The following is a 23,648-nucleotide window of genomic DNA, read 5'->3' on the forward strand; positions in this document are numbered from 1 at the left end:
TCTTAAAAAGATTGATTAGAAGTATATTCAAGATGATCTTGAAACTTTCCTGCTATTATACCATGAATTTCAGTTAAATTGTTGTTAAAATTTTGTCCAGTATCGAACCAATGAATATCTTTCATATGGCGAAACCATGACAATTGTCGCTTTGCAAATCTTCTTGTATCCCTTTTTAATCTCTCTACAGCTGCCTCGTAGCTACATTCTCCACGTAAATAGTCTGCTATTTCTTTATAGCCTAGAGCTTGCATAGGTACAGAATTAGATGGTAGATTATGTTGCAGCACACGCTCCACTTCGGCAACTAATCCTTCTTCCAACATAAGATCAATCCGCTCTTCGATTCTGCGATATAGATCTGCACGATCCATCGTAAGTCCAATGATGCAAAGATTATAAGGTGATTCCTTTTTCTGACCAGCCTGCTGCTCTGTAAATGTCTGCCCTGTCATATGATAGACTTCTAGCGCACGAATCACTCTGCGTTGATCATTCGGGTGAAGTCGTTCTGCTGCTGGAGGATCAATGTTCGCTAACTTCTGATGAAGCGCTTCTACTCCATGTTCTATTGCAAATGTTTCCATCTCAGAACGGAACAGTTCATCCGAACCTTGGTCAGCAAATTGATAATTATAGCAGAGTGACTCGACATAAAGACCTGTACCACCAACAATAAACGGCAACTTTCCTTTAGCCGCAATTGATTGAATCGTATCCGAAGCTCCTGCTTGGAAATCTGCAGCCGAATAAGCTTCATCTAGTTCACATATATCAATGAGATGATGCGGGATGCCTTCCCGATCTTCTTCCTTTATTTTCGCAGTTCCAATATCCATTCCTTTATAGACTTGCATAGAATCTCCGGAGATGATTTCTGCATTCCACGTTTTTGCAAGATTGAGACTGAGGGCTGTCTTTCCAACTGCTGTTGGACCAATAAGGACAAGCAAAGGTTGTTTGCGGTCTTGTAATGCTTCCGCTTTTATTTCTGTACTTTCATCGTGCTCAGCCAACATGTATCACTCCATATGCAATCTTCGACGTGTTGACATGCGTGCGCTTAAAGCCCAGCCGTTCAAATTCGCCGCTTCTTTGATTTTCTTTAATTATAACTGTTTTTCTAGCGACCCGTTTGGCATGCTCTACAACTTCAGCGCTCAATGCATCCATATTTGCAATCGTCCTAAAAGCACTAATAGCTGATGACTCCAATATCGGTTGTCTAAACATCGGGTCGAAGTAGACGATATCCGCACTATTATCTGGTAAACCTTCCAAATAACCAGCATGATTACGACATAATAAATTTATCCGTCTCATAGCTGCATCTACATCGGGTATACTTGTTTGATAATTTGCGAGTCCTTCTCGTACTAATGCGGACAAGATCGGTTCACTTTCTAATGCATCTACTCGGCCACTTTCACCCACCGCATATGAAAAAATGAGGGAATCAGCAGCCATTCCTGCTGTGCAGTCAATAACATGATCCCCTTCACAACAGCCGGATAACTCGATTAAAGGATCAGTTTCCCCACGTCGTAGTCGTTTCACGCGAACATATGCCATACTTGGATGAAAATAAAGAGGTGGTTCATTCGCATTGTCGTAGAAACGAACCTCCTTCTCCGTAACTATAATAGTGCGATGATTATCGCTCATTTCTATTAACTTTTGGATGGATAAGTTTCTACGTGGTATAACTTTTGCTGATAATTCTGCTGCTAACTTCCGTGCTTGCTCATTTATTCGCTCCGATGGATTCGGAGCGGTCGTAATTATCAAGACATCACCCGCTTGAACATTTTTTCTAGTTGATAAGTCGAAAGGTGTACGATAATCGGTCTGCCATGAGGACATGTATAAGGCTGTTCGCACTGAGATAATCGAACTAGTAATGAGTCTCCTTCCTCACGTGACAAACGATCATTCGCTTTAATGGATGCTTTGCAAGCACACATAATGGCTGCTTTTTCTCTCAACTTCGTAATATTTATTGATTTACGTTCACTAATAAGCAACTCTGCCATCTCTTCAAGCAGCGATTGTTGTTCACCCTCTGGCATCCATTGTGGATATGAGCGAACAAGGAACGTTTGTGGGCCAAATGGCTCAATTTCGACACCCGCTTCGCCAAATAAATCCGTTAACTCTCTGAGCTGAGCAGCATCACCTGGGGTAAATTCAAGCGTCAAAGGAACGAGTAATTGTTGACTTGCAGCTACAGGATTCCCAAATTTATGAAGATAATATTCGTAATTAATGCGTTCATGTGCAGCATGTTGATCGATTAAATAGAGTCCATCTTCCGCTTGTGCAACGATGTACGTTCCATGGTGTTGGCCAATCCAATGAAGTTCTGGAAAGACAGGTACGGCAGTTGCTGAATTATTATTAAATGTTTCAACTTGTGCTGGTACATTATCATTCACTTTATTGCTTTCTCTCACAGCCCAGTCTTCGTTCTGATTTGAAGAACGACTTAATAAATTACCGCCTGTAGGGGGAGCATAAAGCTTCTCCGTTGCTTCTTTAGGCACATATTCACGGAAATTCGTTTGTGAACCGTAAGATGAAGTTGGATTGGATGAACGTCGATCATTGAATATTCCATTCGATGTCGAAGTACCATATTGAGTATTGCTTGGTGTACCTTGATCAGATTGTGCATGGTTAGTTGAACAATTTTCTGCTGATCCATAGGATGTCGATGCGTTAGCTGGTTTTTGGTCAGATCCGGTCGTACTTTCCTGCTCGTGTACGCCCTGCTCTCGATCAGCGACATGAAATGAAATCGCATCTTGAACATATAACGGCTTAGAACGTTCTTGCCTTCCACCTGAACTTGGTCCAGGAATGTGACGCTGTGTACTCAAAACCTCTTTTACTGCTCGCTCTATTAATGTACGGAGCTCTGCTTCTTTACTGAAGCGAACCTCCATCTTCGAAGGATGAACGTTAACATCTAACAGAGATGGATGCATACCGATCTCTAATACTGCAAGCGGATAGCGATTAATTGGAAGAAGTGTATGGAAAGCTTGCAACAATGATTGATTTACAGCATGAGATCGAATATATCGTCCGTTAACGACTACAGTAATTCCGTTCCTATTCGCTCTTGTAAGCTCTGGTTTCGAAATATATCCCATTAATTCATAATCGGAATCAGAAGCTGACACTGGAAGCATCACTTTCGCAGTACTCGTACCGTAAATCGCTGCGATTACTTGTAGCCGATCACCTGTTCCAAGAGTCCGAAGTAATGTATTTCCATTATGCTTTAACGTAAATGCAATGCCTGGATGAGCAAGAGCAAGTCGGTTAATAAAATCGGATATATGACCAAGCTCGGTTTGAATAGACTTCATATATTTAAGCCTTGCAGGTGTGTTATAAAATAAATCTCTAACACTCATATCCGTACCTTGTGGAGCGTTATAAGGTTCATCAGCTGTTATCGAACCACCTTCGATGAACAAACGTCGAGCTAATCCACTATTGGAATCGGCAGAAACGCACTGCAGACGCGATACGGCTGCAATACTCGGAAGTGCCTCGCCACGAAATCCAAGACTTGCGATTCGAAATAGATCGCTGCTCGCAGATATTTTACTCGTTGCATGCCTCTGGAACGCGGTCATAATGTCAGAAGCTTCAATGCCTCCTCCATTATCCACCACTCTAATTAACGTTAGACCACCTTCTTCTATCGTCACATCAATCGTCGTGCTCCCAGCATCGACCGCATTTTCGACGAGTTCTTTTACAACTGACGAAGGACGTTCAACTACTTCACCTGCTGCGATTTGGTTCGCAAGCTGTTCATCCAATACTTTGATCTTCGCCACTTTCGGATCGCCTCCCTTCTCTACCTATTATTAATCACGTAACTTGGTCTTCATTTCATTTAGCCATTGCATCGCCATCATTGGTGTGATGTTAAATAAATCTAACTTCTTTAGCTCATCTGCTAGTTGTTCTGCTTTAGGAGAGGCTTTTTTAAATTTCGCAACTTCCGAAGTTGCTGCTGGTTCTTCAAACATCGATAGTTGAACGATTGTTTCACTTACAATTGGAGTAGATTCAGCAACCACGTTAGACATTACACCTTCATTTTTTGAAGCTGTGTAGTGAGGGATTGTATGTTCAACTTTTCCAACTTCATTTCGAGAATCATTTCGTTCGACATTATTCACTAAATTGCCAACACTCTCTTCAGTGCTATCTAAAAGCTCGTAAGCTCGTCCAATAATAGATTGTGGAAGCCCCGCTAGCTGTGCACAGTATATACCATAGCTCGTACTCGCAGCACCAGCCACCAACTTGCGCAAAAATGTAACGTCATCGCCACTTTCTTCGACTGCCATTCTAGAGTTAGCTAAAGAAGATAACGATTGATCAAGATGTGCTAATTCATGGAAATGAGTAGAAACTAACGCCTTACAACCGATGTGGTGATGGACATATTCAATTACCGCTTGTGCAATAGCCATACCTTCGCCGGTCGAAGTGCCTCTACCTAATTCATCAATTATGACCAAACTATTAGCAGTTGCTTGCTCCGTCATAATCTGAATATCTTTCATTTCTACCATAAACGTACTCTGTCCACCAATCAAATCATCGGCCGCACCGATACGGGTAAAGATCCGATCAATTAATGGAATTACAGCATCTTTAGCAGGGACGAAGCAGCCAATTTGTGCCATGACACTAACTAGCGCAACTTGACGCATATACGTACTTTTACCCGCCATATTCGGCCCGGTAATTAGTAGAATACGATTACTTTCTTCCGTGAGCAAAGTATCATTCGCAATAAAAGGAGTCCCGTCGAGCATAGCCTCAACGACCGGATGTCTTCCATCAGATACTCGTAGATCAAAACCTTCTATCACTTGTGGTCTGCAATATCTACGTTCCGCACTAACAGTTGCGAGCGACTGATACACATCCAGTTCAGCAATAACTGCAGCGGCTTTCTGAAGTCGATGCAAATGAAGCGCAATATGGTCTCGTAGCTCAACAAATCGTGTATACTCCAAGTCAATCATTTTATCTTCTGCTTCAAGAATTAGACGTTCCTTTTCCTTCAGCTCAGGAGTCACATAACGTTCAGCGTTCGCTAACGTTTGTTTACGTTCGTATCTCCCCTCTGGAAGCATAGAAATATTCGCTTTGGAAACTTCCAAATAATATCCGAACACTTTGTTAAAACCGATCTTAAGTGACTTAATGCCCGTTGCCTCGCGCTCTTGACGTTCTAGCTCAGCAAGCCACTTCTTCCCATTCGTGCTCGCCTCTCTTAACTGATCCAAATATTCATCGTATCCGTTTTGTATAAGTCCACCTTCGCGAATCGAAATTGGTGGTTCTTCTACAACTACCGTTTCAATCATGTCCGCAATATCAGAGCAATCGTCGATTCCATTAACTAGTTCGTGCAACACAGCGGAATTAGATTTCGTGCAAAGCAAACTTAATGCCGGAATACGGCGAAGTGATAGTTTGAGCGCATTAAGATCGCGTCCATTCGCATTGCCGTATGCTACTCTTCCAACAAGGCGTTCTAAATCGTAAATCGGCTGTAGTTCTGAGCGAATATCTTCGCGCAAAATTAAATCACGATAGAGTGACTCTACCGCGTCAAGACGTTTCCCTATTGCACCGCTACTTAATAGAGGCTTATCAATCCAACGACGTAACAGCCTTGCTCCCATCGAAGTGCCTGTCCGATCTAACAACCACAGCAAAGATCCTTTTTTGCTACGATCCCGTACTGTTTCTGTTAGCTCCAAATTACGTCTCGTATAATGATCCAAAATCATAAACTGATTTGGCTCATAAGCACGAATTGTGCGTACATGAGATAATGAACGTTTTTGTGTTTCTTCCAAATAACCAGTCAAAATGCTAACGGCTTGCAGCCTTGCATCTGTTAAACGATCAAGCTCTGCAGCATCAAACTGCGCAAGTAATTTCTCACGAGAAATAGTTTCTCGAGCGGTAAGAGGCACTTGTTTGCTCCAAATAGATGAACCGCTTATCTTTTCAAGTAGCACACTATCTCCTACAACTTCGGAAGGCGAATAGACATTAAGTTCATCAATAAGCGCTTCGAGCTTCTCAGGGAAAGAGGTGACATATAATTCACCAGTAGATAAGTCGCAAGCCGCAATACCGAGCATTCCACCTACATGCGTCGTCGCCGCAATAAAGTTGTTTGAATGACTCTCAAGCGACTTCGATTCCATTACAGTCCCAGGCGTAATAATACGTACAATTTCACGGCGAACTACGCCTTTCGCAGCTGCAGGATCTTCTACTTGTTCACAGATAGCAACCTTATAACCTTTATCAATTAATCTGCTAATGTAGTTTTCAGAAGAATGATGCGGAATACCACACATTGGTATTTTACCCTCTCCGCCACCTTCTCTTCCTGTTAGCGTAATCTCAAGTTCACGGGAAGCATTAATTGCATCATCAAAAAACATTTCGTAAAAATCACCGAGACGGAAAAATAAAAAAGCGTCCTTCGCTTCTTCTTTGATCGATAAATATTGTTGAATCATCGGAGTGTAACCGGCCATCGACGTTCCTCCTGCAAAATATAGATTAATGAGTAAGTCATTATAAGCAACACTCATAATTAGCAAACATCAGATCTCCATTATAACAAGCAGAACAGATGTGTGCTATAACCTATAGCAATAGAACCTGTCATTTTAAGAAATCGGCAGGCGCCACTTCGTTCGGATGTCTACACTTTCATCCCACGTTTTGCCACGCCGCGCGGCTTCGAAAAGCGGCTCGATGTACGCCGCTAATGCGGCGTAGCTCTCTGTTGCGGAGATTGCCGACGCGATCATATCAAGACAGCTGGCGAGCTCAGTGCGATCGCCGCTATAATACGCTTCTGCATACCGCTCCTCTTGAGCTGGTATGCGCCCTATTTGTAGCGCCTCGCGCGCGCATAACAAAGCAAGCGCGAAGGCTCCTTTGGCCGCTGCCGGAGACACGAGCCAGCTCGGCAGCGTTCGGTACTCGAACCCGCCATGCGGCTGCGGGCGAAAGTCCCCGAGAGCACCATACCTTGGACGTCGCCCCCGCCCGGCGGGGTCCTCTACAAGCGCGAGCGGATATGCCACGCAGCTATCAAGCATGCGGAGCAAGCGCCCAGTTAGCGGCGCCCCGCTTATATGAATGTGCCCGCCGAGCGCTAGCCCCGGCACGGGCATAGCTCCAGCGACCCAGCGCAGCGTGGGGTCGCTGATCTTGACGGCGGCGCGCGCGAGCAGCCGCCGCACGTTCGCGGCAAGCGCGGCCGGCGACTCGGCCGGCGCGGGCCGAAGCTCGGCGACGGGATAGAGCAGCCGTCGCCCTACAAGCATTGCATCGGCGCCTGCCGCACCCGATGCGCCTGCGCCAAAAAAGCGGGATGCCGGGGCAACTTTGCCACTCGGCATAAGCAGCACAAATTCAGGATCGGCGCCGATTAGAATTCGACTCCTATCCTCATATAATTCGCTCGCTGCTGCATACCATGCAGCAAATCGCTCAATCGCCTCCGCTCCTTGACTCGCGTCACGAAACATCGGCCACACAGCTCTGACTGTGACACGCCCATCGCCACCAAGGGCAATTATGGCCTCTCCAATGTCGATTCCAATCGTATACAGGGCTCTTACCGCCGTACGTGCAACACGGCGCAGAGCCGCATCAAGCGGCCAATTATTTATGCTAAAATTCACAATACTTCCCGAAGTTCGAGACAGTATATCCTCCTCAATTACTCTAAAACCACTGCTCTCCATTCGCGTGATCGAATACGGCTCAAGATTGACTACGCTTACGCAATACACTCTTTCACTTAGCAGAGCCCGCTCACTGTTACCAAGTCCAGCTCGTTTCCATAACCTTCTTTTATCTTCATCACTTAGCCTGATTGCTGACGCAGCACCTTTATTCAATAACCAGATATGTTCATACTTTTTTAGATCAATTTGAACGTTTAAATGATCGACAATGACTGCATCACTTATGGAGGGAATGAAACCCAAAGAGACATCATTATTTGAACGTGCCAAATGCGCAGGCTTAATTGTTTTAACAATTCCTGATGCTACCTCATTTTTAACATCCACACGTATGAGCTCTTCATCTCTTCCTCGCCAAAGCCACGTCGAAGCCATGTCCAACCGCCTCTTTCTGTTCTCCCCATATCACTTTCAACCACTCTTCGACTATTTCCAAAAAAAAGGAGGGCTTTCGCCCTCGAATTTGCCGCATGAACGGCATATACTACGTTAACCGCACCAGAAGCGGAGATGCTACAGATCTTCATCCAGTAAATCTGGGTCCAGATCTTCATAATCGCCATCGTCGTCGTCGAGGCTAAAGTCTAAATCTTTGTCGTCCAGGTCGCTGCAACCACCTGGAATTACAGCTACGCATACTTTCGTCTCGGCGATCATCTCTACCGCGAACTCGCGCTCCACCCGAACAATAACACTTGCACCATTCGAAGAAATATTAGCTTCAATGCAGTTTGGCTCTTGGAGCACCTCTGCAGAAACTTCTTCCGTCGCAGACCTATGTTTAGGATCTACATACGAGAGTGGTACATTTTCTACGAATTGTACGGATTCTTTGGCTACATCTGTTTGCGAGTTTTTGTTGTACGAATACCAAATGTTGATATCGTAAGTACCGATTACCTCAATACCGTCGCCCGAACGAACCGCTTCATACTGATGGTTGATGATCCATGCGCCCAGTATACTGGTCGGATGATGAGGCGGTGTAACGGTATGGGTTACAGTGGAAAACTTACGACCCTTTCCGCAGACAGCTTTCGTAATGATTTCTCTGCACTGGAGCTGTTTATCTGCAATAGTCATTGATTTAACCTCCTCCATACAATCATTCATTTAAAGTGTATGCAGATCATAGGCGTTTGTTGATTAAACGTGTCTAATCTCACAAATTTATTTTACATGCCTATTGATATCGTTTACTTCCCTGTATGTCTAGTGCACTCACCCTGTACTTTATCTATATTCAGCTCATCTATAAAATATGAAAACAGTTATTTTATGCACAAAAAAGGGGTCTTAAGCGACCCCCTTCTTAGGTAATACTGCTTTTTTCTTTAATCGTTTTGCAATAGCTAAATACCGATCAATCTCATGAAGAAGCGTAAGCAGCGCAGCTCTAAGTTCAAATTCATCTCTCGTCTTTGGAAGATCCATCGCCCTAAAATCAACCATGAGCTGGAACACCCCTTGCTCGGCAAGCCCTTGGTACACATCAGACTTAACGTCGTTTGAAAGTTGATCAAGCAGCTTAGCAATCAATTCAGCTTGCGGCAGTTTTTCATAAACGAGCGCAAGTTCAGCAATCATCTGCTGGATCGTATCCAGTTGTTGACGACGCATTTCGAAATACGTAGACCAATACGTCTCATAACCCCATGGTCGATTTTCTCTGTTTCTGATTGAACGAGCTGAGCCATCTTCAATGGCTTGATGAGCATCCAATAACTCACTGCCATTCCAAATATGTTTTGGATCTCTTAGTGTGTTAGCCATCTCCGTAAATATGGTAGCAAAATACTGCTCCGTTTCATTACGAATCGTTGATATCACTTTTTCATCCTTTGGCATGTATAAAAAATTTATAGCTGTAGCGCATCCAAGGCCTACAAGTAACAAAAAGATTTCATTACTTATGTTATGTACTGTAACTTCACCAAAAGTAAACAGATGAAAGACGATAACCGAACTTGTCACAATGCCATCCTTCAAGTTGAAGCGAGAAAGTACTGGGAAAGTAATCAGTATAAATATAGCTACAGACCAATATTCGAATCCAAATAACGTAAAGATGAATGAGGCGAAAAAAAGACCCAGCACAGAAGCAACAAAACGGATCAGAGCGCTTCTTAGCCCCTTCATCCGTGTAACTTCTACACCGAGTATTGCCAGCATTCCTGCTGATAGTGCTGGCTCTAATCCCAAATAAAGAGCCAAATAAATAGCTGCAATTGCGGCAACTGCCGTCTTTATTACTCGTATCCCCATGTTGATAGCCCTCGAATCGGATGTGATGTGTACTACCATCCTACCGTTCGCGCCAACCTTCCGTCAACCGCTGCTCTAGTATGGCAACAAGTTTGTACATAATGGTAGACACTATTCCAATGACAACAAGGGAGGAGAGTACAAGCGTAAAGTTAAAGACTTGAAAACCATAAATAATTTGATAACCAAGTCCTACCTTCGCCACTAGAAATTCGCCTACAATTACACCTACCCATGCAAGGCCAACATTCACTTTAAGTGTTGCTATAATAACAGGAAATGAACCTGGTAATATGACAAGTCTGAAAAGTTGCATACGAGAAGCTCCAAACAACCGGACTACTTTTATATAACCACTGTCAATTTCGCGAAATTGATTGTAAATATTAATCGTCGTAATAATAACGGTTACTGACAATGTGATAGCAACGATAGACATAAATCCGGGGCCAAGACCAACGATGAAAATTGGACCAAGCGCAACTTTGGGCATACTATTTAAGACGACCAAATAGGGGTCGAACACTCGTGAAAGAAACGGGAACCACCATAACGCTGCTGCGATTGCCGTTCCAATGATAGTCCCTAATGCAAATCCTACTATCGTTTCTGTCACTGTCGCACCTACATGCGGCCACAGAGATCCGTCACTCATCATTTCCCATAAGAGACGAAACATCTTACTTGGATAACTAAAAAGTAATGGATCAACCCATTTACTTCGCCCAGCCACTTCCCATAGACCTATGAATAACATCAACAATGTAAGTTGAGTAATGGAAACAGCGCCTGAGACTCTACGCATTTTACGCTTATGCCGAGTATACAATTGATTCATTAGTTCTTTTCTATCGTCTTGAACACCAGAGATGTTCGAAACAACTCTGTCATCATTCATTAGAGTCGCCTCCTTCATCTACAGCATCTAACTCTGCCCAAAGCTCCTCGAACACGGATTGAAAACGTGAAAGTTTACGCGCCGTCATCGGACTTACAGCTCTAATCTCTTCTGGCACTATAAATTCAGAGCGAATATGTCCGGGATTACGGCCGAGTACGATAACGCGATCGCTCATCGCAACCGCTTCTGCGAGATCATGCGTAACGAGTACAGCTGTTTTACCAAGTCGCTGAAGTGTTCGAACAACAAGATCTTCAAGCTGTAACTTAATATGAAGATCCAGTGCCGAGAATGGCTCGTCAAGCAGTAGAACTTCAGGTTCTGTTACAAGTGTTCTCGCTAACGCGACACGTTGTCGCATACCGCCGGACAATTCATGTGGATATTTTTCACTTGAACCTTCTAACCCAAGCTCCACAAGCCATTCTTCAACGGCCTTCATCGTAACTTTAGATCTAGTTCCGTTAATTTCTAATCCAACTGCAGCATTATCTCGAATTGTCCGCCATGGGAACAAATAATCTTGCTGAAGCATATAGCCTACTTTCTCTGAAGGTCCATTTACTTGGTTGCCATTTAACAACACCTTTCCGCTTGTAGGCGGGAACAATCCTGCAAGAAGACTAAGTATGGTCGTTTTTCCACATCCGCTTGGTCCAACCAAGCTTATAAACTCTCCTCTAGCAATAGCAAGATCGATTCCTTCTACAGCAAGCGAAGCTCCTTTATCATTCACATAGACATGTGAGAGCCGCTGCAGTTCCAGTACCGGTATCTGCGTCATTTCATTGCCCCCTCACATTTTGAGCTATTACTTTTTAACCTGAGTAATCGCTTTCTGGGCAAAAATTGTGTTAACAAGGACGTCATGCTCTGTTCTTTCCTTAAGTTCGCCCGCAGATGTAATAACATCAAGTAGGTTATTCCATTCCGATTCGTCTACAATCGGATCAGTTGCGAAAGAACCTTGCCCTTTGTAACGATCAATGGAGCTAGTTAAAATGTCTGGATCAACATTTTTGAAATATGGCAATACTACGTCTGCAATCGTTTTTGCATCGTTATCAGCTACCCACAGTTGTGCTTTGTGTATCGCATTCGTGAATGCTTGAACAGACTTTTCATTTTTGTCCATAAAACTTTTTTTCGTCATAAATACGGTATATGGCAAGTGGCCGCTTTCCGTTCCAAACGATGCAACAACGTGACCTCTGCCTTCTTTTTCAAAAATCGATGCTGTCGGTTCGAATAATTGAACGTAATCTCCAGTTCCTGATGAAAAGGCAGGAGCAATGTTTGCAAAATCTACATTTTGAATCAATTCCATATCCGCATGTGGATCTATTCCATGCTTCTTCAGAGCAAATTCACCAGCCATCTGTGGCATGCCGCCTTTTCTTTGGCCAAGAAAAGTTTTACCTTTTAGAGAGTTCCAATCGAATTGATCCACTTTCTCTCTAGCTACAAGGAAGGTACCATCTGTTTGTGTAAGTTGAGCAAAGTTAATAATTGGGTCATCTGCTCCCTGTTGGTATACATAGATCGATGTCTCAGATCCAACTAGAGCAACATCAATGACACCCGAAAGCAATGCAGTCATTGTTTTGTCGCCGCCCGGAGTTGTCGATACTTCAATCTTCAATCCTTCTTCTTCGAAGAACCCCTTTTCAATTGCTACATACTGTGGAGCATAAAATAAAGATCTCGTCACTTCTCCGATTCGAATGACCTTTTTGTCCGAACTGCCCTTACCACAGCCAGCAAGTGAAGCCGTTACTACTAGAAGAACAACTAGAAGCAACGTTCCAAACATTCGTTTGCTCATATTCGATACCTCCTGCCAATAGGCAAAAATAGATGTACATCAGCCTATGCAAAAGCTAGCTCGTCGGTGAAAAATCGATACTGTTTAATGGCATTAATAATAAAAGAAGACATAAAAAAGCCCGAAACAAATTTCTTTGTTTCGAGCAAATTAATAATGATCTAAAAAATAGTATGCGAGCGCCAAAACGACTGCAATTGTATATAAGAAAGTCAGCATCGTTGCAAATAACTGACTAAGCTTTGCTCCAAAATCATTCGGGTATTTTTTTGCAACGACTAAAGCTGGAATCCAAAATAAGATTGAAGCAAGTACAGGATAATGTATTCCTTCGTCACCCTTTGAATAAATATCCAATTGCAAAGCATGAAAGATAGAATAACTGACTATAAAATCATTTGAGAATTTATAGTTGAACATAAAGCCCAGCACTAGCAGTACTAATGATAGTGAACCATATCCAATCTGCTTCTTCTCAGTCAATTAACTCACTCCCTACAACCAAGCTCAATCATTATAACCATATTATAACAATATCTTCAACGAAAATGAAGAATGGATAGAATCCGATCGAGTTCCTTCGTTCCAAGCTAATGTTTAATTATCCAATCAGATACATAAGTACACCAATAATGGATGTGATTATAAATAAGAAAATTAATAATGAAATGATTATATTACTTGCCTTCGCCCCAAAGTCATTCGGGTATTTTTTTGCAAGACCTATTGCTGGAATCCAAAAGATGAATGCAACAATGATTACTTTATTGAACATAAAATCATTTGGGAATTTATAATAAAATATAAATCCAAGTACTAGAAGTACTAATGAAAGTGAACCTAACCCTATCGGTTTTTTTCAACCAATTCATTTACTCCTAACGTTCAAAAATAAAAATATGATTTAATATCGATAGCTTTAACGAAAAATAAGACTGGATTTACGCTCGTTTTTTCAACGAATGTTATCCAGTCCTATTTGTTATTTACAGTTTATAAATATCGGTATATTTTTTCGTCAAATAAGTAACTAAATGCTGAGGATCAAGCGGCTTACCTGTAACATTTTGAATTAACTCGGATGGCGTGCGCATTTTACCGTATTTATGGATGCGATCAGATAACCATTCCTTGATTGGTAGTAAGTTGCCTCCACCTACAAGTGACCACATGCCATCGATTTCGCGTTCCATTGTATCAGCGAGCTGTGCAGCATACATATATCCGAGTGAATAGGAAGGGAAATATCCAAACGCCCCGCCCGACCAGTGTACATCCTGTAAAATACCTTTAGCATCATTTGGTGGCGTTATTCCCAAATACTCTTTATATTTTTCGTTCCAGATAGCTGGTAGATCAGCTGCTTTTGCTCCGCCATTAAAGATAAGTTTCTCCATTTCATAACGGATAATAATATGCAGACTGTACGTTAATTCATCTGCTTCAATTCGAATTAACGATGGCTGTACAATGTTGTTGCCTCTATAGAATTGATCTACTGAAACATCAAGCTGCCCTGGGAATTTCTTTTGCAGTTCACCGTAGTAGGCATTCCAGAATGGACGGCTGCGACCAATAATGTTTTCCCAGAAAAGTGATTGCGACTCATGAATACCCATCGATGTACCCGTACAAAGCGTCGTACCGATGAGCGACTTCATAATATTTTGTTCGTAAAGAGCGTGACCACCCTCATGAATTGTTCCAAATAGTGCATTCGTTACATCTTCCTCCTGATAGCGCGTCGTTATACGAACGTCACCAGGATTCAGTCCCGTAGCAAATGGATGTGCGCTTTCATCGAGTCTACCTGATTCGAAATCGTAACCCATCTGATTCAGAATGTATAACCCAAACTCTTTCTGAGCAGACTTATCGAATTTTTGTTTAAGAAATGTTGTATCAGGCTGATGTGGCGAAGCAGCAATTGCTGCAGCTAATGGAACTAGCTGTGAACGAAGGCCACCAAAGATCCCATCAAGCTGTGCTACAGTCATGCCCGGTTCATACTGATCAATAAGCGTATCATATCTCGTTTCTTTAGCGCCCCACAAATCAATAAATTGATTCGTATAGTCAATGACTTTCTCTAAATATGGCTGGAAGCTCGCATAATCGTTTGCTTCCTTCGCTTCTTCCCATTTCGATTCCGATTGTGAAGAGAGCACTACATATTCTTGATATAACTTCGGCGGAATTTTTACGCTACGGTCATAGTCCTTACGCGTTTCCAATACTAGTCGCTGATCAATTTCAGAAAGCTCTGCATAAGTTTCTTTTTGTTCTAATTCTGATAGCCATTCGCCTAGTTCAGGTGAGGTTGAAAGCTTGAACATATCGCCAGATAAAGAACCTATAACTTCTGAACGATGATCCATACCCTTTTTAGGTGCACCTGTACGCAAATCCCAATATAAAACGCCTAACGCTTCATTATAACTCGTAATTTTATGTATCGTTTCTTTGAACTTATTTAAAACTTCTGTTTTTTGGCCTGCCATTAGTAGTTCCACCTTTCAAATATGACTCATTTTTCTTCGTATTTTTCTTGCTCTTAAGGAATGTACTCCTTATAATCATCTTAAACCTACGCGACCGGCTATCGCAACACAAGAAAGTGAGGCATGATGATGCATATTACCTTTTCCCCTGCAGCAGTTAGCAAATTAACACCTTACTTAACTGATGGCAGTAAACAACTTAAACTACTCCATGATATAGAGGGCTGTGGTTGCGTTGTGAGCGGAGTTCCCGTTCTAACTCTTATCCAAGAAACAACTGTGGATGATCAAGAATCAAATGGTGACCCCTTCTCATTTCTTTATGAACCGAGACACGAAGTTTTTTATGATCCTCATTTACGTATTGATTATGACCCAGCAAGAAGCAGTTTCATCTTAAAAAGTGATAATCAAATTTATACTAATAATCTTCGATTCATACCGTAATCCCAGTTGATAACAGGAGGAACGATTTTGAAAAATATCGACGTTATATTATCGTATAATAAGAACTTTGTAGAAACAAGAGAATACGAGCAATATGCTACTAGTAAGTTCCCTGATAAACGAATGGTCATTCTTACATGTATGGATACACGTCTTACTGAATTGTTACCTAAATCAATGAATTTAAAAAATGGTGACGCCAAAATTATTAAAACGGCTGGCGGCATCATTACACAACCGTTCGGCAACATTATGCGAAGTGTGCTAGTGGCGCTTTATGAACTGCAAGCTGATGAAGTATTCGTCATCGGGCATCATAATTGCGGGATGACTGGTCTTAATCCACAAGAGATTATCCAGCATATGAAAGAACGTGGCGTTCCTGATCAAACGATTGAAACACTTAAACATTCCGGTGTTAATCTAATGAGATGGCTTACTGGCTTTGACAGTGTTAGAGATAGCGTTGTAAACAGTGTTAGCATCATTCGTAATCATCCGCTTTTACCAAGAGATATTCTAATCCATGGATTAATTATCGATCCTGAAACAGGTGCGCTTGAGCTTATTGACGAAGCGTAATTACATACTGGAACGGTGTCATTCGACGCCGTTTTTTCTTTTTTTCCGCAATGATTCTTCTCTAGTTGCAATGACTTCTGATCGATCCCTTAATGTATGACGATGAATAATTGCTTCATTTTCTCGATCACTTGGAGTGCCCCACGCAACATTCCGTTCATCACACTGTTTCTCACATAGTTCGCGCAGCTCTTCATCTATCAGTATCATATTCACATCTACGTATTGATCAGTTAAATGATTAACATTTTTCCGTCTATTTTCAAGCTCACTTATTAAATGTTGTCCATTTATACCAAGTAATGATAGTTCAGCTTCATTCAATCGTGAAAATGATTGATCGTACATCTTCATCGCACCTCGCAGGTTACCACGCCGTTCATGATAAAGACCAACAGCAAGTTGGATTAGCCCAACCCAAATGTGTCCGAGTCCATCGTTAGGGTTTTCTTTCCAATACTCTTCAAGCAATTCGTGGCACTCGAAATAATCTCTGGTTGCATGAAATTCGACCAAATAGGTAACATAAGGATTAGGGTATTGGCTCATGTCTACCTCCGATAATAGCAGATTATTAGTAGAATAAATTATTTTGAAACCTCCATTTAGTTTATCCGTATTAGAGGACGATAGCAATTTTTCGCTTCAAAAGACAAAGCAGAAGGAGAAAGATTCAGATGAAAAAAGGATTACTCGTAATGATGGCGTTGACACTGTTCTTTGCACTTGGATTTGGACAAGTTGTAGACGCTAAACGCGGCGGTGGCGTTAAATCACCTAAGCAAAGCTTCACTCAAACACCTAAGAAATCCGATGGTGCTACTCAATCAAACCCAGGCACTAAAACAGGCACAACTGCTAAGAAACCTGGTTTGTACGGTGGTAGCAGCTTAATGAAAGGCCTTATGATTGGTGGTCTTGCTGGTTTGTTGTTCGGAAGCATGTTTGGTGCAGGAGCTTTTGGACAAATTATGGGATTGATGATTAACCTGCTTGCGATCTTTGCGATTATTATGCTAATTCGAGTTGCTTTCGTGTACTTGCGTAGCAAAAAGAAAAACACTCCAGATGAGCGGAGACCTTACTAATCGTGAGAATCTTTACAGATGAAATTATAAATGCGGTTTGTATTCACATCGCTGAGCGCCGTGGCGTCCAACCTACCGATGTTGAAGTACAGCTTTCATGGGACGAAGAATATGGTTATACTGCAGAATTGTGGGTATCAGGCCGTAGCCAGTACTTGATTGAATCCAATCTATTGGAAGCAATCGAACAATATATGTTCTCGTATTATAATCGCCGTGTATTCCGCTCCGACATTAGACTTGGTCTTAATGAAGATGAAGGCGAGTTTTGGGCAGAAATTTCCGGTTAACTTCAACGATATTGTTGGTATTGAGCATTCAGTTCAATTTCCCCCTAGGGTAAGTTGTTACTGAGTGCTTTTTTTTGCATTTATATCAATTACCACTATTTACATAACTATTTTGAGCAACTACCTCCCTCCTTATTACGTCTAATAGAGTAGTTTACTAGAGGAGAGTGATAGGAAATCGTATGGTTAAAAAAATTAGTTTAATAGTCGCGTTATTTATGCTAGTACAAACCCTAATAGCACCTGCTGCACAAGTGAGCAATGCTGCTTCTGGAGGTATGACAAAATACCGTGTCTACCAAAACGACAAAGCAATTAAAGAATTTGTAAAAGAAGCAGATGCCATCTATTATGCCAAACAATTTAGCTACAGCCATGTCGAACACATTTCTGATCGGAAGTGGCTTTGGGATAACTTCCCGAAATTTAAAGTTTATCAAAATGGAACATCAAACTCGAAATTAGATTTTCGTACATATGAAGAAGCTTTAAAAGTTGCTAAAACGCTAACAAATGTGCATATACGTGATTTGAATACGGTCGGTTGGAAGTATGCTTCATTCCCGAAGTTTCAACTATTTCAAGGTGATAAGACTCAAGCAAAGTGGTCTTTCCTAACACTCGACGATGCAAAAAAGGAAGCAAAAAAGTGGGGCAACGCCCACATCATTGATCTGAATACGAACAAATGGGTTTGGGATAACCTAACCGCTGCTCAAATTAAAGCCCAAAGTTCTGCAAAAGCAGTTTATCAATTAACAGTCAATGATCAGCCAGCACCGAACACGAAGCCGTATTCATTTCTAAAAAATGCGATCTCAGCTTCGGAAAAAATTGCAAACAGTAAAGTCGTCAACACAGCAAGCAACCAAGTCGTACATTCTAATGTCCCTTCGTTCGAAGTGAAACAAAATGGAAAACTTGTTAAGTCATTTGTCGGACTAGACAGCGCAGTTAAATTAGCGAAAACGTTGGCTAATACTGAAATCGTTAAAGATGGCGGAATATTATGGTCAAGCATGCCTTATCTTAACGTTTTTCAAGGTGACAAAAAGATCAAAACGTTCCATACATTAGCCCCTGCACTAACTTACGCTAAAAGTTTTGCAAACAGCTCGATTCAAACGATTGATGGTAGATCGCTTTGGAGCAATGTGAAAGTGTTACAAATTCTTGGTTGGAACGGCAGCAGCAATACATCAACGATTTTAAGTCATGTCTCGAACACACAAGGTTTGTCCATCGATTCTCCAAGTTGGTTTGAGTTAACAGCAGCAGATGGATCACTTAAAGACATGTCCGACCCATCCATTGTAAAGACGCTTAAGGATAAAGGGATATTAGTTACCCCGCTTCTTCACAACGGATTTAATCGTAAGATGACAACTGAATTTTTGAAAAATGAGCAAGCAAAAACGAAGTTCATCACCACACTTGTAAATCGCTTAGTCGAACTTGGTGTATATGGACTCAATATTGATTTTGAAGAGGTAGCTGGTGCAGATCGAGCTGCATATACCGACTTCGTTAAAAAATTGACAGCCGCTGCACATGTCAAAAAACTTAAAGTTTCGATAGATTTGCCACGCGGTAGTGTAAGCTGGAACCACCTTACTGCTTATGACCATAAGGCTATAGGTTCTATCGTAGACACGGTTATCATTATGGCATATGACGAACATTGGAAAGGCGGCGACAAAGCTGGTTCTGTCGCAGGCCTGAAGTGGGTTGAAGAAGGTATTAAGCAGTATTTAGATTATGGTATACCTAGAAACAAAATTATGTTAGGTATCCCCTTCTACGTCAGAGAATGGCGTATCGACACAAGTGGTAAGCTTGTAGATAATCGCGCACTTCTTATGAAAGATTTGCCTAAGCTAATTGCTGATACAAAAGCAGTAAGTACATTTGATGCAGAAGCAGGACAATATAAGTATTCCTATCAAAAAGACGGCTACACGCATGTATTTTGGGCAGAAACCCATGATACTGTATTAGCCCGAATTAAATTAGCTAAAAAATATGATTTAGCAGGAATTGCTGCTTGGCGCCTTGGATATGAGGATGCGGAGCTCTGGACGAAAATTCTTCAAGCTAAATAACGACCTCCCCCTTTCGTTACCTTCTGGTGATGGAAGGGGTTTTCTTTTTTAAAAAAATATATTGTAAATAAAAGAATACTGACTTCATATGTTACAAGTAAGATTTGTGAGAAATATGACTTAATTAAAACAAGAGAATATTCATTATTTATAATAACCAAATCAGGTGAATTGAGGTTCCATTGCGAATCAATTCTCCAGCACTTCCCGGTGACCCATTCTCTACTCCATAACCATACTACCTATATAGAGTTCACTACATCATGTTGATCACTTTAATTTATAAAAATGAAAAAACGAGTGCCAAAGAGCTAGATCCATGTTAAATGGTTCTTGGTCTCTTCCACACTCGTTGTAAAATAAATACTTATAATTAGTTTTGAATTTTATTAGTAAGATTGTCAATCTCTTGAAGAATAGGAGTTAGTTGTTGAAGTGACGCTTGGATTTGTTTTTGTGTATTGTCAACTTGACCTTGAAGCATGTTAAACTGCATTGCAACCATTGCAAGACCTGGATCTTGTGATTGTTGTAGCATTTGCGAAATTTGTGACATCTGAAGTTCGATATTGTCAAAGTTGTTAGCAGCCATAACCGCTTGGTTCAAAAGACCCCGTGCTGCAGTTACTTGTGCATCGATTTGATCACCTGTACGTGCTGCTTTTTGATTGCCAAATGGGTTTACTCCAAACATGAGAATTCCTCCTGGAAAATGAATTTTTTATAAGTACAGGGCATTGCCCGTATACAAAATATTGAAATATGAAATCGCTTAACTGCCTATTATATGTAAATTGACTCTCCTATAATTTATAATATTTTCGTATGAAAGTCAATTTTAACGTTAAATTATCTAGAGTGACAAATCTAACAAAACAAATTACTATTTTGACAGTATTCGCTCTATTTCATCACTACCCGCTACATGATTATAAAATAATGATCTTCAAATCTTCTCTAATTACGTACTTATGTATCGAAACGTTGTGTCACTACCCATATAGCGAATATAATTATATACATTTTTAACCAACATTAAATTCTATTAGGTGTTAAAATAAAACTAACTTTATTTTCAAAATATTCAATTACGTGAAGGGAAGAAAACAAGTTGTTATCAAAGAACCAAGAAATGTCGCTTAGTAAGTTCATGAGTAAAATATTGCGTCACTCTCCAAAAGAGTTTGGCATTATTTTAGATAGTGACGGTTACTGTAGTGTTGAATCTTTAGTAGCAGCAATTCAAAAAGAATCTAGATGGAGCAAAATTAGTATTAACGATATCGAAAATGTGGTGAATAATTGTGAGAAACAAAGATATGAACGCACGGGTGTTTATATCCGTGCAAATTATGGCCACAGTGCAGAAAAAATAAATTACAAAGAAGCTATGCCCCCATCTATTTTGTTTCATGGAACTAACACAAAAGTGTCTTCTATCATTTTATCTGAGGGCATTAAACCAATGGGTAGAAAATATGTACATCTTTCTGAATCAATTGATTTTGCAACACTTGCTGGTAAGAGGCGTGGTGAGTTAGTTATTCTAAATATCCATACACAATCTGCTTATACTCTAGGCGTTAAGTTTTTTTTAGCTAATAATGGTGTATGGCTTTCAGACTTTATTCCACCTGAATGTATTGCTGAGCACATTAGTTAAAAGTTACATTGATCCGTGTTTTTAAATCTTCCCTTAAGGATTAATTAAGTAAAAAAGGCTGCCCGAGGTGATCTTGCAATCACTTCTGAGACAGCCTTCGAAAAGGTAGTAATTATTTTATTAATACCTCAAACTTAGAGCCAGCATCACCTGCAAAAACTATTTTTCCGTTTTCAGGTAAAACAACTTCGTCTTTACCACTTACCACGGTATTATTTATGCAGATGCCAGCTTGATCATAGACAGAAAACCCACCATTCTCGGGCAATTTAACAGAAATTACTTTTCCTTTGATTGCAGCAGGTACAGAATACCACTTCGCATAACCATCTGCTGCTATCGTAGTCTTTGAACGTTTACCCGTATGGAGCGGTTTTACTGCGCCTTCACTCGCATAAATGTGGCCTAATGCTTTAACATACTCAACACCGTTTTCCGAATAGAAATCGTATTCAATCGTATCACGTCCTGCCATATTCGGGATCTGCAATTGATTAATTGCTTTATTCGCTCCTACTATTTTCTGATTGATCCAATAACCCGGAGCTTCCTTCTCTAGTTTAATTGATTGTATTGGAGCACTTATAAAGTAAGACATCGAAGTATATTTCTCATTCAACAAATAATAGTTTTTGCCATCACGTTTCTCCCAAGCTGCTGCTACATCTTTTGATAGCTCATTTTTATCTAGCTTTTCAAAGTTATATTCTGACATTGCTACTGTTCCCAGTCCCGGAATCGGAATATAAACCCGCGTCCACATGTAGGTGCGCCCATTTTTCTCTACAACAAACTTTACCTTTGAAGTACCCTCCGTATTAACAAAAGTACCGTCTTCCGTATAAGTAAGCTTCTCGACAGGATAATTTGGTGCACCGATTAAAGATAATGATAATTCACCCGAATTACTTATTTCTGCCTTTGCAATCGAGCCTGCTCCACCATAAATACCGCCAAATTGTGTTACTTCTTCAGGCATAGTTGCAGCAACAGGCAAACCAAATGACTTCTCTGGTTTACGCTCTTTAATAACACCTTTCTCTTGCAATACACCAAGCAACAGTTCATTTGCTAACAATTGATCTGTTGCACTAGATCCACCTGAAGAGAGCACTGCTGCAGCCATGTTGTGTTCCGGAAGAACCACTAACGATGAATGATACGACATGGTGTCTCCACCTTTTGTTACTGCCTTAATACCGTAATCGTTAAACGGGAACAAATTCACACTATCCCAGCCTAATCCGTACGAAAAAGTTGTATCCGCCTCAGGAGACCACATTCCCTTTTTGTACTCTGCTTGTTCCATAGCCGTTACCGACTTGTTTGAAATAATATCATCAACTTCTCCCGTAAAAATTTGCGAGAACTTTACAACATCTTCAGCTGTAGAATAAATGCCCCCTGAAGCGATAATATTATACACTTCGCTTGGTAGTTGATCATTATAAGCAGGGTGATAAACGGCAGCCAGTTTTGATGAATCAATGTCATCCATAGGGGTATTTGTATTGTTCATTTCTAAAGGTTCGATGAAGAATTTCGTTATAAATGCTGTAAAACTTATACCACTAACACGTTCCACCAAAATCTCAGCTAACGTATAACCATCGTTGCAATAAACCGAATAGGCGCCTGGGTCCGCTTTTAGGTTTTGAGTAGCAAGTTGTTCTAACAAAGTATCGTGTGTATAGGTATCGTTGTCATCGAATAAAGCTGCATTGCGTGGTGAAATTCCAAGTAAACCTGAAGAATGATTGAGCAGCATTCGTGGAGTAATTTTTTTGTAACGCTCATCTTTCATTTTAAATTCGGAAATATAGTTCACTAAAGGCTTATCTAAATCGATTTTACCCTCATCAACTAGCTTCATTACAGCCGCAGTAAGTACTACTTTACTCGTTGAACCAATCCCGTAGACTGTTTCAGAAGAAAGAGGAATCTTATTTTTTAAATCGTTTCTGCCAGCATGCCCTGAGATTACAATTTCTCCATTATCGATTAGAGCATATTGCACACTTGTGTTTCCGTACGTTTCTGTTAGTAGCTTAGCTTTCTCCGCAGCTGATTTCTTAGTCACTTCGTAGGAACTACTATTACTGTTCCCAGCTGCCATTGCAGTTGTTGGTACAAGCATCGTTAGCGCTAGCGTACAGGC

22 protein-coding genes are annotated in these 23,648 nt (G+C 41.1%); 6 read left to right on the forward strand and 16 right to left on the reverse strand.

Going from position 1 to position 23,648, the window contains the following annotated elements; genetic code table 11:
- Positions 1-2 precede the first annotated feature (2 nt).
- The 13 genes from miaA to I6N90_RS08335 form a co-directional block, all read right to left on the reverse strand.
- Positions 3-1,019: a tRNA (adenosine(37)-N6)-dimethylallyltransferase MiaA gene (miaA, locus tag I6N90_RS08275; RefSeq protein ID WP_197935059.1), complete on the reverse strand. Its 1,017-nt coding sequence runs from the start codon at positions 1,017-1,019 to the stop codon at positions 3-5.
- Positions 1,009-1,863 (reverse strand): class I SAM-dependent methyltransferase, encoded by an 855-nt coding sequence (locus I6N90_RS08280; RefSeq protein ID WP_332262427.1) that lies wholly within the window; start codon positions 1,861-1,863, stop codon positions 1,009-1,011. Before I6N90_RS08280 ends, miaA begins: the two co-directional genes overlap by 11 nt.
- The gene (gene mutL / locus I6N90_RS08285) at positions 1,785-3,854 is read right to left on the reverse strand and encodes a DNA mismatch repair endonuclease MutL (RefSeq protein ID WP_197935061.1); all 2,070 of its coding nucleotides are present in this window, start codon (positions 3,852-3,854) and stop codon (positions 1,785-1,787) included. Before mutL ends, I6N90_RS08280 begins: the two co-directional genes overlap by 79 nt.
- A 30-nt stretch (positions 3,855-3,884) precedes the next feature.
- The gene (gene mutS, locus I6N90_RS08290) at positions 3,885-6,599 is read right to left on the reverse strand and encodes a DNA mismatch repair protein MutS (RefSeq protein ID WP_197935062.1); all 2,715 of its coding nucleotides are present in this window, start codon (positions 6,597-6,599) and stop codon (positions 3,885-3,887) included.
- Between the two features lie 135 nt (positions 6,600-6,734).
- Positions 6,735-8,201, reverse strand: a complete 1,467-nt coding sequence (locus tag I6N90_RS08295; RefSeq protein ID WP_197935063.1) for a putative amidoligase domain-containing protein — start codon at positions 8,199-8,201, stop codon at positions 6,735-6,737.
- Between the two features lie 138 nt (positions 8,202-8,339).
- On the reverse strand, positions 8,340-8,909 hold the full coding sequence (locus I6N90_RS08300) for an outer spore coat protein CotE (RefSeq protein ID WP_197935064.1): 570 nt from the start codon (positions 8,907-8,909) through the stop codon (positions 8,340-8,342).
- Positions 8,910-9,122: 213 nt separating this feature from the next.
- On the reverse strand, positions 9,123-10,091 hold the full coding sequence (locus tag I6N90_RS08305; protein WP_197935065.1) for an aromatic acid exporter family protein: 969 nt from the start codon (positions 10,089-10,091) through the stop codon (positions 9,123-9,125).
- A gap of 40 nt (positions 10,092-10,131) precedes the next feature.
- Positions 10,132-10,989: an ABC transporter permease gene (locus tag I6N90_RS08310; protein ID WP_197935066.1), complete on the reverse strand. Its 858-nt coding sequence runs from the start codon at positions 10,987-10,989 to the stop codon at positions 10,132-10,134.
- Positions 10,982-11,776 (reverse strand): ABC transporter ATP-binding protein, encoded by a 795-nt coding sequence (locus tag I6N90_RS08315; protein ID WP_197935067.1) that lies wholly within the window; start codon positions 11,774-11,776, stop codon positions 10,982-10,984. Before I6N90_RS08315 ends, I6N90_RS08310 begins: the two co-directional genes overlap by 8 nt.
- 27 nt (positions 11,777-11,803) lie before the next feature.
- Positions 11,804-12,817: an ABC transporter substrate-binding protein gene (locus tag I6N90_RS08320; RefSeq protein ID WP_197935068.1), complete on the reverse strand. Its 1,014-nt coding sequence runs from the start codon at positions 12,815-12,817 to the stop codon at positions 11,804-11,806.
- Positions 12,818-12,967: 150 nt separating this feature from the next.
- Positions 12,968-13,300: a hypothetical protein gene (locus I6N90_RS08325; protein WP_197935069.1), complete on the reverse strand. Its 333-nt coding sequence runs from the start codon at positions 13,298-13,300 to the stop codon at positions 12,968-12,970.
- Positions 13,301-13,418: 118 nt separating this feature from the next.
- Positions 13,419-13,592, reverse strand: coding sequence for a hypothetical protein (locus I6N90_RS08330; RefSeq protein WP_197935070.1), 174 nt, complete (start codon positions 13,590-13,592; stop codon positions 13,419-13,421).
- A 211-nt stretch (positions 13,593-13,803) separates the two neighbouring features.
- Complete coding sequence (locus tag I6N90_RS08335) at positions 13,804-15,318, reverse strand: carboxypeptidase M32 (protein WP_197935071.1); 1,515 nt, start codon at positions 15,316-15,318, stop codon at positions 13,804-13,806.
- Between the two features lie 123 nt (positions 15,319-15,441).
- Here I6N90_RS08335 and I6N90_RS08340 point away from each other — a divergent pair, with 123 nt between their 5' ends.
- Positions 15,442-15,765 carry an iron-sulfur cluster biosynthesis family protein gene (locus tag I6N90_RS08340; RefSeq protein WP_232242784.1) on the forward strand — a complete coding sequence of 108 codons (324 nt, stop codon included), beginning with the start codon at positions 15,442-15,444 and terminating at the stop codon, positions 15,763-15,765.
- Between the two features lie 27 nt (positions 15,766-15,792).
- Positions 15,793-16,347, forward strand: coding sequence for a beta-class carbonic anhydrase (locus I6N90_RS08345; protein WP_197935073.1), 555 nt, complete (start codon positions 15,793-15,795; stop codon positions 16,345-16,347).
- Between the two features lie 18 nt (positions 16,348-16,365).
- Here the strand turns inward: I6N90_RS08345 and I6N90_RS08350 are convergent, their stop codons facing one another.
- Positions 16,366-16,896 (reverse strand): DUF309 domain-containing protein, encoded by a 531-nt coding sequence (locus I6N90_RS08350; RefSeq protein ID WP_197935074.1) that lies wholly within the window; start codon positions 16,894-16,896, stop codon positions 16,366-16,368.
- Positions 16,897-17,024: 128 nt separating this feature from the next.
- Between I6N90_RS08350 and I6N90_RS08355 the strand changes: the two genes are divergently transcribed.
- The 3 genes from I6N90_RS08355 to I6N90_RS08365 all read left to right on the forward strand — a co-directional run bounded on the left by I6N90_RS08355 (position 17,025) and on the right by I6N90_RS08365 (position 19,827).
- Positions 17,025-17,435 (forward strand): hypothetical protein, encoded by a 411-nt coding sequence (locus tag I6N90_RS08355; RefSeq protein WP_197935075.1) that lies wholly within the window; start codon positions 17,025-17,027, stop codon positions 17,433-17,435.
- Positions 17,435-17,725: a YxcD family protein gene (locus tag I6N90_RS08360; protein ID WP_442950957.1), complete on the forward strand. Its 291-nt coding sequence runs from the start codon at positions 17,435-17,437 to the stop codon at positions 17,723-17,725. The genes I6N90_RS08355 and I6N90_RS08360 overlap by 1 nt, the downstream gene beginning before the upstream one ends.
- Before the next feature lie 167 nt (positions 17,726-17,892).
- Positions 17,893-19,827: a glycosyl hydrolase family 18 protein gene (locus I6N90_RS08365; protein ID WP_332262428.1), complete on the forward strand. Its 1,935-nt coding sequence runs from the start codon at positions 17,893-17,895 to the stop codon at positions 19,825-19,827.
- A gap of 373 nt (positions 19,828-20,200) precedes the next feature.
- On the opposite strand, the gene I6N90_RS08370 is transcribed toward I6N90_RS08365, so the two are convergent.
- On the reverse strand, positions 20,201-20,521 hold the full coding sequence (locus I6N90_RS08370; protein WP_197935078.1) for a hypothetical protein: 321 nt from the start codon (positions 20,519-20,521) through the stop codon (positions 20,201-20,203).
- 417 nt (positions 20,522-20,938) lie between these two features.
- On the opposite strand from I6N90_RS08370, the gene I6N90_RS08375 reads away from it, so the two are divergent.
- Entirely contained in the window at positions 20,939-21,490 is a 552-nt protein-coding gene (locus I6N90_RS08375) for an RNA 2'-phosphotransferase (RefSeq protein ID WP_197935079.1), read from the forward strand.
- A gap of 112 nt (positions 21,491-21,602) precedes the next feature.
- Here the strand turns inward: I6N90_RS08375 and I6N90_RS08380 are convergent, their stop codons facing one another.
- On the reverse strand, positions 21,603-23,627 hold the full coding sequence (locus I6N90_RS08380) for a serine hydrolase domain-containing protein (RefSeq protein WP_232242917.1): 2,025 nt from the start codon (positions 23,625-23,627) through the stop codon (positions 21,603-21,605).
- Between the last annotated feature and the right edge of the window lie 21 nt (positions 23,628-23,648).

It is taken from the genome of Paenibacillus sp. GSMTC-2017 (genome assembly GCF_016019935.1).
Taxonomy (GTDB): Bacteria; Bacillota; Bacilli; order Paenibacillales; family Paenibacillaceae; genus Pristimantibacillus.

Bases quoted from the DNA above. Each gene is read 5' to 3' on its own strand.
- miaA (WP_197935059.1), bottom strand. From the start codon at position 1,019: ATGTTGGCTGAGCACGATGAAAGTACAGAAATAAAAGCGGAAGCATTA.
- mutS (WP_197935062.1), bottom strand. From the start codon at position 6,599: ATGGCCGGTTACACTCCGATGATTCAACAATATTTATCGATCAAAGAA.
- I6N90_RS08340 (WP_232242784.1), top strand. From the start codon at position 15,442: ATGATGATGCATATTACCTTTTCCCCTGCAGCAGTTAGCAAATTAACA.
- I6N90_RS08380 (WP_232242917.1), bottom strand. From the start codon at position 23,627: ATGCTTGTACCAACAACTGCAATGGCAGCTGGGAACAGTAATAGTAGT.
- I6N90_RS08315 (WP_197935067.1), bottom strand. From the start codon at position 11,776: ATGACGCAGATACCGGTACTGGAACTGCAGCGGCTCTCACATGTCTAT.
- I6N90_RS08295 (WP_197935063.1), bottom strand. From the start codon at position 8,201: ATGGCTTCGACGTGGCTTTGGCGAGGAAGAGATGAAGAGCTCATACGT.
- I6N90_RS08310 (WP_197935066.1), bottom strand. From the start codon at position 10,989: ATGAATGATGACAGAGTTGTTTCGAACATCTCTGGTGTTCAAGACGAT.
- I6N90_RS08300 (WP_197935064.1), bottom strand. From the start codon at position 8,909: ATGACTATTGCAGATAAACAGCTCCAGTGCAGAGAAATCATTACGAAA.
- I6N90_RS08370 (WP_197935078.1), bottom strand. From the start codon at position 20,521: ATGTTTGGAGTAAACCCATTTGGCAATCAAAAAGCAGCACGTACAGGT.
- I6N90_RS08330 (WP_197935070.1), bottom strand. From the start codon at position 13,592: ATGTTCAATAAAGTAATCATTGTTGCATTCATCTTTTGGATTCCAGCA.
- I6N90_RS08355 (WP_197935075.1), top strand. From the start codon at position 17,025: ATGAAAAAAGGATTACTCGTAATGATGGCGTTGACACTGTTCTTTGCA.
- I6N90_RS08280 (WP_332262427.1), bottom strand. From the start codon at position 1,863: ATGTCCTCATGGCAGACCGATTATCGTACACCTTTCGACTTATCAACT.
- I6N90_RS08320 (WP_197935068.1), bottom strand. From the start codon at position 12,817: ATGAGCAAACGAATGTTTGGAACGTTGCTTCTAGTTGTTCTTCTAGTA.
- I6N90_RS08305 (WP_197935065.1), bottom strand. From the start codon at position 10,091: ATGGGGATACGAGTAATAAAGACGGCAGTTGCCGCAATTGCAGCTATT.
- I6N90_RS08335 (WP_197935071.1), bottom strand. From the start codon at position 15,318: ATGGCAGGCCAAAAAACAGAAGTTTTAAATAAGTTCAAAGAAACGATA.
- I6N90_RS08350 (WP_197935074.1), bottom strand. From the start codon at position 16,896: ATGAGCCAATACCCTAATCCTTATGTTACCTATTTGGTCGAATTTCAT.